The sequence below is a fragment of the Rhodococcus sp. AD45-ID genome (assembly GCF_003023755.1).
GTDB lineage: Bacteria > Actinomycetota > Actinomycetes > Mycobacteriales > Mycobacteriaceae > Rhodococcus_F > Rhodococcus_F globerula.
Map to the genome: position 1 here is coordinate 660,826 of NZ_PYHL01000002.1, position 11,796 is coordinate 672,621.

The window sequence follows — 11,796 nt, forward strand, 5'->3', positions numbered from 1 at the left end:
GCGGGCGGTTGACAAAGGCGCACAGCAGGTTTTCAGAGTCCGAGTTGATCAGCAGTTTGTTCGGCCAGGGCAGGGCCGAGCGTCATTCCGCGTCCGCCGGGACCGGCAACCACCCAGATGTTGTCGGCAGCTTGCGCGCGGTGAACCAGTTGTGTGGGATCGAGGCATTGGCTGTACACGCCGGCCCAACGCTTGACGATCGGTGGAAGATCGCGTCCGAGAAGGGTTTCCACGACGCCGGACAGGTGACGATACGGCTCCTCGTCCACGTCGAAGTTGAAGGGCTCCTCGTACTCGTGGGTGTCGCCGATCGTGAGCCCGCCGTGCAGGCGCTGGACACAGAGGAGTTGCATGCGGTGCTGTTCGGCAGTCGGCTCCTGAGTCTGGACTTTGTGGAGGCGCTCCAGTGCGGGGCCCGCAAAGCCGGGGTAATAGCGGAAGCTGTCACCGTCGGCGATTGCGGTGGTGAGCTTTTCGCCGAGCGGCGCTGTCTGCATCATCTGCAGACGCACTCGGCGAAGGGGAAGGTCTCCGGCCAGGTCGCGGGCCAACCCGCCCAATGTGGCTCCGGGGCAGACGATTACCAGGTCTGCGTCGTAGCTGCGTCCGTGGTCGTCGCGAATGTGGACGCCGGATTCGGTGGTGGTGATCTCGCGGGCTTCCGTGCCGGCGTGGAATGTGTATCTTCCGGTGGCGCCGAGGTAGCCGCGGATTGCCGGGAGCGCTTGGCGCGATTCAACGGCTGCGTCGAGAGTGCAGTGCAAGCCGCCGAGGAACTTGCCTTGGAGTGCGGGGTTGATGACGCGAACTGCGTCGGCGTCGAGAAGCGAAAAGCCGCGGTTCTCGGCGTCTTCTCGCCCAAACGCTTCCTCGGCTACCGCAACTTCCTCCTCCGTGCGCATCAGGGTGATGGAGCCGGCCGCGCGGTATCCGATTCCCGGGATGCGAACGGCTAGATCGGCCCATAGTTCTCGCGATCGGAGAGTGGCCTCGAGTTCGTGAGGCGCTCGCCCGGATACCCAGACCAATCCGAAGTTTCGTACCGTTGCACCACGGGCTTCGGGTTCACGTTCGAGATGGATGACGTCGTGTCCGCGGCGGATGGCCTCGTCGGCGTGCGTCGTTCCGAGTATCCCGCCACCGACAATCAAAATTTGCATGAAGCGATCATGACCTTTGGTCTAGACCAGCAAGGATCATCGAAACGAACAACAGGTTAACGATTGGTATAGACCAGTCACGGGGCGTCCATCGGTATGTCGGCAAGAAGTGCGGTACCGCTGCCGGCTCGAGAAATGATTTCCAACTGGCCGCCGAGGGCCTCGACGCGATCCCTGATTCCGGTCAGTCCGGACCCTTTGGCGGGGTCGGCACCTCCGGACCCATCGTCGCGTACCGAGAGCTCGAGGTGCGTGCCGCTCGTTCTGGCCTGCAGGTGCACCCCCGACGCGCGGGCATGTTTAGCTGCGTTTGTCAGGGCTTCCGCTGCGACGTAGTACGCCGCTACTTCCGTGGATTCCGGCACTCGCGGGTCGAGGTGCAGATCCAGATCGACGGGAATCGCGGAGCGGCGGGCAAGGGCTTTCAGTGCTGGGCCGAGACCTCCCTTGGACCGGATTGCGGGATAGATTCCGCGTGAGATTTCTCGGAGATCGGCGGAGACATCGTTGAGTCCTGCCACGATGTCGGATATCTGTTCCTTGAGCGCGGCCGGTTCGGTATCCGCCGACGCTTCGGCGGACCGGAGCGCGAGCCCAAGCGAGACGAGGCGCTGTTGTGCACCGTCGTGCAGATCGCGTTCAAGTCTGTGCCGTGCGTCGTCGGCGGCGGCGACGATCCGGGCGCGCGACGCGGTCAGTTGTGTGTGGGCTTGAGCGTTGGCGATTGCGGTTGCCAACAGATCAGTGAAGTCGCCGACGCGTGCTTCGGTGTCTGGCGGCAGGGGATCGGGGCTGGTTGACCCGACCACCGCCGAGCCCCACAGGTTGCCGTCGACGACGATCGGCACGGCGACCTCCGAGTTCTGCGCCGAGTCGATCCGAGCGCAGTGGCCGGAACGGAAGACTCGTGCCGCAATACTTTCGCCGTCGACGGGGTGGGGTGCACCGTGCGCAGACCCACCGACCGGTTCTGTGTTGGAGGCAACCAACATGGACATACCGTCAGGACTGAAGCAATACAGACCGGTCGATCGATTGTCCAGTATTCGGGTCAATTCCGCTGCGACGGAAGCGCATACGTCCGACGGGGAAGTGCCGTGCGCAATCAGGGTCGCAACGCGTCGGAGTGCGGCCTGTTGCTCTACGAGAGCCCTGAGCTCCGCATGGCTCGCTTCGATCATCTGTTGGGCCACTCGGCGCTCCGTCACGTCGCGGCCGGCCGCATAGAGCGAATCGCGCGCCGGGACCGTGTTCCATTCGATCCATCGCGCGGAGCCGTCTTGGCAGACGAGTCGGGATTCGAATTGTGCAACTGGAAGACCTCGGGCCAGATCGTCGAGAGCCTCGATGGTTCGTGCTCTGTCGGCAGGATGGACAAGATCCAGGAAGGGTCGCTTCAACATTTCCTGTGACGTGTACCCGAGTGCCTTCTCGAACGCCGGGTTCACTCGCTTGCAGAAACCGTCGATGCCGCCGATGCAGAGCAGATCGGACGAAAGATCGAAGAACTTCTCGAGATCGTCGACGCCGACCGCGGATGCGTGATCGCTCGATTTGCGATCACGAGTCGAGCGCAGCAACTCCGTCAGGCGGCCCAACAATCCGACCGTCTTACCCGGGGCGATTCTCGTCCGAAAAATATCCATGAGTAACCCGTTGCGACAAAAATTGCCGCGGCCATACCGCCCAGCGCTGACGAGGCATCGGTTTCCTGCTTCAGTCTACGGCGACGGCAGGTGACTAAGCCATCGCGCGTGCGCTTGGAGACTCGAGCAGTCAGCATGCTTGGAGGTAGGTGACAACAGCGAGTACTCGGCGGTGGTTTTCACCGGTCTCGGTGAGTTCCAGTTTGGTGAGAATGCTGCGGACGTGTTTCTCGACGGTGCCCGGCGTGACACACAGCCTGTGGGCGATACCCACGTTCGAACGTCCTTCAGCCATCAATGCCAGCACTTCCCGTTCGCGCGTGCTGAGGGCGGCAAGTGGGTCGTTGCGTCGGCGAGCCGTCACCAACTCCCGAACCAAGGCAGGGTCGATAACTGCCGCGCCCTTGGCGATTCGCTGGAGGGTCTCGACAAAATCGTCCACGTCGGTGATGCGGCTCTTGAGCAGGTAGCCAATCCCTTGACCGCTTGCGAGCAACTCCATTGCCTGCTCGACGTCGGCGTGCGCCGACAGGACCAGAATGCCGGTTTCCGGGAGTTCGTCGCGGATCACCTTGGCCGCGTCGAGTCCTTCGGTCGTATGAGTCGGTGGCATTCGGATGTCGACCACCACAAGATCCGGCGACATTTCCCGGACCGAATCCAGCAATTGCTCCGCATCGCCGGCCTGACCCACAACGTCGACGCCCGAGCGGGTCAGCAGGCTTGCGAGACCTTCGCGGAGTAGGACGTCGTCCTCGGCCAGCACCACCCGGACTGCGCTGCGGCCGTTGCTGTCTCTATCTCGATGTGGTGCAACGAAACTGAAATCTGTCATCGTCGACTCCGAGACTCCCGGTCCATGACTGGGTGTTCACCCAAACGTCGCCGGGCCGATCAACTTCGAGCCTACCGAGTTGCGGTCTGCAGGTATACGCGAGGACAGCGATGTTGCTCCGGGGCGACTCGGTGATGGCATTGAAGGTAGCGGGAATGGCGGCAGTGGGGGCAGTCGGTAGCGCAGATGGGCGTCAGCGGTGACGACATCGGTACGTGTGCCGACGATTCTGGGAGTCAGAAGTAATTTCGGGAGGCAACATGACCACATTGCAAGGAGCACCTGTGCCGTCAGCGCACTACCGACAGGCGTGACGGTCGTGGTCGGAAGATTGGTCTCTCGTGATCGCGACGTTCTTCCTCAGGAGGCACAGTTTCGTTATCGACAAGCGGAGCCTCGCCAGTGATAAGGATTGCGACAATGACGAATCGAATGGCGTATCAACGGATTGTAGGTACCAGATCGCACATAGAATTCCTCAATATCTTGGACGAGGAAGAATTCGATAGTCCGAATCGGACTATGGGAATTCTTCGAAACTGGGCACGCCAGTATCTCACTGAGCCACACCAGGATTTGGGGCGAGCAGGTCCGGTGTGCCCATTTACCGGTCCATCGCTGGAACGACGCCTTTTCTGGGCAGGAATCGTCCAAGGTGACAACATAGATTTTTCCTTGATGACAAAGATCGCGCAGGACATGGCCGACATATTTCCGGAGCTGAGTCCCAGTGACGGGAAAGATGCAATATTCAAGGCGATTCTGGCGATATTTCCGGATCTGACTGATTTCTCGATCATTGATGCGGTTCAGTCGTATGGAAAGTCCACTTTCATCAACAAAGGCCTGATGCTGGGACAGTTCTATCCAGGGTGTACCAGGCCCGGTTTATGGAACGACGACTTCAAACCACTGGATGCACCGCTTCCGATGCTGGCGGTGAGGCACATGGTCAGCACGGACTACCCGTTCCTGACCGAACGTTCCGAATGGATGGCTGCGTATTTGAAGCGGTTTGCGCCAACTGTTCCGCCGCCTGCCCGCGCCTACATCGTCTCGAAACTGGAGTCTTAGCACGACGCGCTGGAGTTCGAACAATGGGCAGGAGTGCACCGTGAATGAATTGCACGATCAAGTTGCTGCGGCGGTCGAAGAATTCAAATTCCCGGTCATTGTTCATGACCACTCCACTTTCGATCTTCCAGTTTTATCGCCGAAAGATGTTTCGAGGACACTCGGGATTCCGCTGGGTCGGATCACGAAATCGATCCTGTTGCAACAAAAGTCCGGAACCCGTCTTGTCCTTGCGGTGTGCCCGATCGATCGGCGGATCGACATGGCGTCGATTTCCCGTCATCTGGGGTTGGGTCGGCTGGAAGTGGCGGGTGAGGACAGCGTCTCGAAGAAATGTGGATATCAACGTCTCGGAGTGTCACCGCTCGGATTGCCGCGCGACATTGTGGTTGTCATCGACACATCTCTGATGGCCCACTCCACTGTCGTGGTCGGCGGCGGGAACGTCGGCGTCGAGGTCGAGCTGAGTCCGTGGGATCTTGCCGAAGCGTGCGATGGACAGAATGTGGAGATAACTGATGGATGAAATTCGACTCAGTAGCAACGACACCCGCGTTCCCGAATCGAACGCGGATCCGGAACTTACTCCCGCCGATTCACCCTCAGAACCGTTTCCGCTGTCGTCTGCTCAATACGGTGTGTGGCTGGCGCAGCAACTCGTTCCGGAACTGCCGCACTGCATCGCCGAATACGTCGAGTTCCACGGAGAACTTGATCTTGCGCTGTTCCGCTCGGTGGCGGTAACCGCTGGACGCGAGGTTCAGTGGGCCTTCCTCCGACTGATTGAGGTCGACGGCGAGCCCCGCCAAATTCTAGATCCCAGTCAGGACAAGGAACTGGGATTTGTCGACTTTCGTGGTGAACGCGATCCGGTCGCGGCAGCACAAGCCTGGATGCGCGAAGAATACACAACGCCGACGGATCCCATGCGTGAGCGTCTGATCGCGTCCTCGCTGCTGCAAGTCGGCGATGCTCATTACCTCTGGTACGGCCGGGCTCACCATGTCGCGCTCGACGCCTATGCCGCGGTGACGATGGTCAATCGCATGGGCGTGATCTACTCAGCTGCTGTGGAGGGGCGTGAACCGCCGTCAAACCCGACAGCAGACCTGCGCACCTTGTACGAACTCGACTGCACTTACCGTGCTTCAAGCCGCTTCGAGTCCGATCGCGCCTACTGGACCGATCGACTGGCGGGCATGGCGGAAGGCTCGAGTCTCGCCGAGCGGTATGCGATTCCGGTCGCCACCGACACGCTGGTGGCGTCGTCGTTGGAGGAGAATACTGTTGCGCGTCTGATGGATTCGGAAAGACACGCGAGCGGAACGTCGGCGGCCACCATCATTGCCGGGTTTGCCTGCTACCTCTCCCGGATGACGGGGCACACCGATGTCTGCGTGCAGATCCCCGTATCCGGCCGGACAACCGCTGTGCTCCGCCGATCAGGCGGAATGCTCGTCAACATCGTTCCACTGCGGATTGATATCCGCCCCGACGACACTGTTGGCGAACTGGTCGATCGTGTCCGACTCGAGTTGACCGGTGCACTGCGCCATCAGCGCGGCAATCTCGAAGAGATCGCCCGTGGCTTGAGTGCCGGTGCGCGGCGTTCCATGGCCACCGGGCCGATCGTCAACGTGATGCTGTTCCGTCAAGAGATCAACTTCGGATCGGTGCGCGGTGAGTTCCACGTGCTGACGTCAGGTCCGATCGACGATCTGCTGGTGAATATCTATCAAAGTGGCACTCCAGTAAGAACATTCGTCGAGTTCCGGGGAAATCCGGGTCGCTATACGGAAGGCGAGTTGCAATGCCATCATCGCGGCTGCGTCGCAGTTGTCGAGGAGTTCGCCGCGGCCGGCCCGGCGACACCGATTTCCACAATCCATGCTGCCAGCGCGGTGGTGGGCAAGCGCCGGATGGAAACAGTGCAGCACCTGGACTATTGGCGGCGCAGCCTGGCAGGTCTCCCGGCGCGGTTGGACCTGCCGACGGATCGGCGTCGCTCGACCGATAGTTTCCCGTTGTTGGAATCGCGCCAGGTCGAACTGGGTGCCGAGTTGCACCGCCAGCTTGAATCCATTGCCCGCGAGCGCGGTTCGACAGTATTTGCGGTGATGCATGCGGGTCTGGCGGTACTGCTGGCTCGATTGGCTGCCGCCGACGACATCTCGGTGGGAGCGCCGGTTCGCAGGCGGAATGAGGCAGCTGACCCAGTCGTCGACGCGGTTGTCCTGCGGACTCGAGCCGATCCGGACATGTCCTTTGCCGACCTGATTATTCAGGTAAAACGATGCGAGCGTGATGCATTCGCTCATGCCCAGGTGCCGGCGGAACGGGTCGCGGAGGCTGTAGGTTCGACTCTTTTCCACGTAATGCTGGGCGTCCGTGGCTGTGAGCCGACCACGGCGGCGGATGTGGCTCTCACCGCGCCCGACGGATGGCGTTCATCCTGGAACTGCGACCTGAATATCACAGTAGGCGAAAGGTTTACCGATACCGGTCGACCTTCGGGCGTACAGGTGGATCTCGGGTTTGCCACCGACGTGTACGACCCGGAAACAATCGATATTCTCGCCGAGCGTCTGGTGCGTGTGCTCGAGTGTGGCGTCGCGAATCCTGAGGTTCGGATCTACGAGATGGATCTGCTTTTGCCGTCGGAGCATGAATACCTGACACCGGTACGGGGTGGGGCCGCACTGCCACCACGGAGTTTGCCGCTGCTTTTTGCAGAGGCTGTCGCTGCCGATCCGACCGCGATTGCTCTTGTGGGCGGCGATTGCACACTGACGTACGAAGAGCTGGATCGCCGATCGAATCGCCTGGCCCACTATCTGATCGGCCATGAGATAGGACCCGAGTCGGTGGTGGCTATCGGACTGCCGCGGTCGATCGATTCGGTGATGGCGCTATTGGCCGTCACGAAGAGCGGTGCGGCGTTTGTTCCGGTGGATCCGGGATACCCGTCGGCGCGACTCGAACACATGCTCGTCGATTCCGGGGCGGTACTCGGTGTGGCGAACACCAGCTATGCCCGAAAACTTCCTCAGACGGTTCCGTGGCTGGTGCTCGACGACCAGGACACCGCTACCGAGATCGTGGGTTCCTCCGCTGCGCCGGTGACCGACGGGGAACGGACAGCGACTCTCGACATCGACCACCCGGCATACGTGATCTACACATCCGGGTCGACCGGGATTCCGAAAGGGGTGGTGGTGCCGCACCGAGGGTTGCTCGACCTGATGACGGAGCAGTGCACACGATTCGAGACGGGGCCGCACGCGCGAATATTGCACTGTGCATCTCCGAGTTTCGACGCGTCGGTGTTCGAATTGATGTGGGCCTTGGGGTCGGGAGCCCGATTGGTGATCACGCCGCCAACCACATACGGCGGTGACGAACTCACGGCGCTGCTCGATCGCGAGAAGATCACACATGCCGTCCTCACACCTTCCGCGCTGGCATCACTGGACCCGCGGGGGCGAACCTCGCTGCAGTGCCTTGTTGTTGCCGGGGAGGCATGTTCGCCGGAATTGGCGGGTCGGTGGTCAGCCGGCCGGTTGATGTTCGACGCCTACGGCCCGACCGAGTCGACGGTCATGGCAAATGTCGGGGCGATCGAGTCGGGTAGTGAGCTACTGACACTGGGAGGTCCGATCCGCGGTCTCGCCGAAGTAGTCCTCGACGATCGACTGCGACCGGTGCCGGTCGGAGTGGTCGGGGAGTTATATCTGGGCGGTGTCGGCTTGGCGCGCGGCTATCGGAACCAGACGGGAACAACAGCGTCGAGGTTTGTTGCCGATCCGTTCGGGCCTCCGGGGCGCCGTATGTATCGCACCGGGGACATGGTGCGATGGCGCCACGATCAGGAGGGACGTCTGACAATCGAGTACTTGGGCCGCAACGATTTTCAAGTGAAAATCCGCGGTTTCCGGATAGAACTCGGCGAGATCGATGCGGCATTGACCGAACATCCGAGCGTGGCATTTGCGGTTACACTCGGACACACCGAACCCACTGCAAACACCAGCTTGGCATCGTATGTGCTTCCCACCGGTGACAACAACGTCGACCCGGCTGAATTACGAACCCATGTCCGGGGATTGCTGCCCGACTACATGGTGCCGGCAACAATCACCGTGCTCGACGCTATCCCTCTGACCCCGGTCGGCAAGCTCGATCGCGGTGCCCTGCCAGAACCCGATGTCGGGGCATCAAGAACCGAGTTCCGGCAGCCTCGAACCCCCATCGAAGAGACCATCGCCGGTGTGTTCGGCGAGGTGCTGGGCATCGAGCACCTCGGCGCCGATGCACACTTCTTCGACCTCGGCGGCAATTCTCTGAGCGCGACCAAAGCTGTGGCGCGGATCAATTCAGCGCTCAACGAGGGAGTGGGCGTGCGGGACCTGTTCGACGAACCTACCGTGACGGCGCTCGCAGGCTGGATCGAGCGCACCGACGGACGGACGTCCGCGGGGCCCGCTTTGACGGCAGGTGTGCGACCCGAGAGAGTTCCGGTGTCCCTTGCCCAGCATCGTATGTGGCTGGTCAATCAATTGGACACATCGTCGCCCGCGTACAACATTCCCATCGCGCTCCGCCTGACCGGAGAACTGGATACCGACGCCTTCCGAGCGGCGCTGACAGACGTCGTCGAGCGTCATGACACCCTTCGCACGGTGTACCCCGGATCGTCGGACGGTCCGCACCAGGTGGTTGTTCCGACAGGGCAAGTGCTTCGGGATTTCAGTCCGGTCGACGTGGCAGGTGAGAGCGAATTGCTCGGGCGCATCGAGCGGCTTGCGTCGTCCGGATTTGATGTCACCGACGAAGTTCCAGTACGGATAGCGTTGTTCAGGGTTGGCCCAGAGCAGCACGTATTGGTGATTGTGGTGCACCACATCGCTGCCGACGGTTCGTCGATGCCGCCGCTGGCCCGCGATGTGATGACCGCGTACACCGCGCGGGCGAACCGGCGAATCCCGGATTGGGCGGCGCTTGCGGTGACCTATGCCGATTACACCTTGTGGCAGCGCCGCCTGCTCGGCGTCGAATCCGATCCGGGTTCACTTGCCGGCGAGGAGCTCACGTACTGGCAACAGGCGCTGTCCGGGTTACCGGCCGTCCTGCCGTTGCCGACGGATCGAGCCCGCCCGACGTGGCGGCAGATGCGAGGAAGCGCAGTGCACTTCGAGATCGGTGCGCAGTTGCATCGCGCGCTGCAACTGCTTGCGCGCAAGCATGATTCGACGATATTCATGACCATGCATGCGGCGCTGGCCATCCTGCTCAGCCGGTTGAGTGGGAGCGGCGACATTGTGGTGGGTACTCCGGTAGCCGGGCGTGGTGAGGCTGCACTCGACGATATGGTGGGCATGTTCGTCAACACAGTGGTGTTGCGGACGGCAGTAACATCCGGGTCGTCGTTCGGGGAGGTGCTGGCGACGGTTCGAGAGAGCGATCTGGGGGCGTTCGCACACGCCCAGACCCCGTTCGAGCAAGTGGTCGAGGCAATCGATCCGGTCCGCTCGACCGCACACTCACCGTTGTTTCAAGTGATGCTCGAGTTCAGGAATGCCGCGTTACCGGAACTGGCGCTCCCGGAATTGACCGTCGAACTTCTCGACGTGGACGTCGAGGTCGCCCGGTACGACCTGCACTTGAGTCTCGCCGAGGACTTCGATCCCGGCGACGGTTCTCCCGCCGGGATGTCTGCGTCCTTCGGTTTTGCCGTCGACATTCTCGACCGGGATACCGTGCAGGGCTTTGCGGATCGATTTGTACGCATCCTCGAGGACATCGTGACTGCGCCGTCAACCCGAGTGGGGGATATCAGTCTCCTCTCGCCGGCGGAATGTGGTGAGTTGGTTCCGGTGTCGGGTGTTGCGGGTGGTCGGGTGTTGGTGTTGCCGGAGTTGTTGGCTGTGGGGGATCCGAACGCGCTGGCTGTTGTGTGTGGTGATGAGCGGTTGTCGTATGGGGAGTTGGATGGTTGGTCGAATCGGTTGGCGCGGTTGTTGATTAGCCGTGGTGTTGGTTCGGGGTCGTGTGTTGCGGTGGCGTTGTCGCGGTCGGTGTTGTCGGTGGTGGTGTTGTGTGCGGTGGCGAAGTCGGGGGCGGCGTTTGTTGCGGTTGATCCGGGGTATCCGGCGGTGCGGGTGGAGTTCATGCTTGCTGATTGTGGTGCGGTGCTGGGTGTTACGTCTTCGGAGCATGGTGGGGTGTTGCCGGGTTCGGTGCCGTGGTTGGTGCTTGATGATGTAGTGGTGGACCGGGAGTTGTCGACGCTGTCGGCTGATGCGGTGACGGATGTGGATCGGGGTGGATCGCTGTATCCGGATGGGGCGGCGTATGTGGTGTATACGTCGGGGTCGACGGGTGTGCCGAAGGGTGTGGTGGTGACGCATCGGGGTTTGGCGAATTTGGTTGTGGATCAGTGTGTTCGGTTCGGTTTGGGCGCCGACTCGGTGGTGTTGCATGGCGCGTCGCCGAGTTTTGATGCTGCGGTGCTCGAGCAGTTGTGGGCGTTGGGGTCTGGTGGTCGGTTGGTGGTTGCTCCACCGGGGGTGTTCGGGGGCGGCGAGCTTCGGGAGTTGTTGGTGCGGGAGAGGGTTTCTCATGTTGCGTTGACGCCGACGGTGTTGGGGACTGTTGATCCGTCCGGGCTTGTGGATTTGTCGACGGTGGTGGTGGGGGGTGAGGTGTGTTCGCCGGAGTTGGTGGCGCGGTGGTGTTCGCCGGGTCGGGTGGTGGTGAATACGTATGGTCCGGCGGAGGCGACGGTGCAGTCGAATGCGAGTGTGCCGTTGGTGGTGGGGGATTCGGTGACGATTGGTGGGCCGATTCGGGGTGTGGCGGAGGTTGTTCTTGATGGTTGGTTGCGTCCGGTTCCGGTGGGTGTGGTGGGGGAGTTGTATCTTTCGGGTCCTGGTTTGGCGCGCGGGTATGTGAATCGGAGAGGGTTGACTGCGTCGAGGTTTGTGGCGGATCCGTTTGGCGGCGGTGGGCGGAGGTTGTATCGGACGGGGGATGTGGTTCGGTGGCGCCGGGTTTCGGGTGGGGGTCTCGCGTTGGAGTTTGT

6 protein-coding genes are annotated in these 11,796 nt (G+C 61.6%); 3 read left to right on the top strand and 3 right to left on the bottom strand.

The window, feature by feature from the left end:
* Window positions 1–32: 32 nt before the first annotated feature.
* The 3 genes from C7T36_RS19325 to C7T36_RS19335 all read right to left on the bottom strand — a co-directional run bounded on the left by C7T36_RS19325 (window position 33) and on the right by C7T36_RS19335 (window position 3,641).
* On the bottom strand, window positions 33–1,160 hold the full coding sequence (locus C7T36_RS19325) for a TIGR03364 family FAD-dependent oxidoreductase (RefSeq protein ID WP_045067231.1): 1,128 nt from the start codon (window positions 1,158–1,160) through the stop codon (window positions 33–35).
* Between the two features lie 77 nt (window positions 1,161–1,237).
* Entirely contained in the window at window positions 1,238–2,806 is a 1,569-nt protein-coding gene (locus tag C7T36_RS19330; RefSeq protein ID WP_106939778.1) for a PAS domain-containing protein, read from the bottom strand.
* A gap of 130 nt (window positions 2,807–2,936) precedes the next feature.
* Entirely contained in the window at window positions 2,937–3,641 is a 705-nt protein-coding gene (locus tag C7T36_RS19335; protein ID WP_045067232.1) for a response regulator transcription factor, read from the bottom strand.
* A gap of 420 nt (window positions 3,642–4,061) precedes the next feature.
* On the opposite strand from C7T36_RS19335, the gene C7T36_RS19340 reads away from it, so the two are divergent.
* From C7T36_RS19340 to C7T36_RS30170, 3 genes are all read left to right on the top strand, one after another.
* The gene (locus C7T36_RS19340; protein WP_146153457.1) at window positions 4,062–4,715 is read left to right on the top strand and encodes a DUF6875 domain-containing protein; all 654 of its coding nucleotides are present in this window, start codon (window positions 4,062–4,064) and stop codon (window positions 4,713–4,715) included.
* A gap of 40 nt (window positions 4,716–4,755) precedes the next feature.
* Window positions 4,756–5,241, top strand: coding sequence for an aminoacyl-tRNA deacylase (locus C7T36_RS19345; protein ID WP_052683510.1), 486 nt, complete (start codon window positions 4,756–4,758; stop codon window positions 5,239–5,241).
* Window positions 5,234–11,796: non-ribosomal peptide synthetase (locus C7T36_RS30170; protein WP_181317492.1), on the top strand; the 6,563-nt coding region annotated here is incomplete at its 3' end. The genes C7T36_RS19345 and C7T36_RS30170, both read left to right, overlap by 8 nt.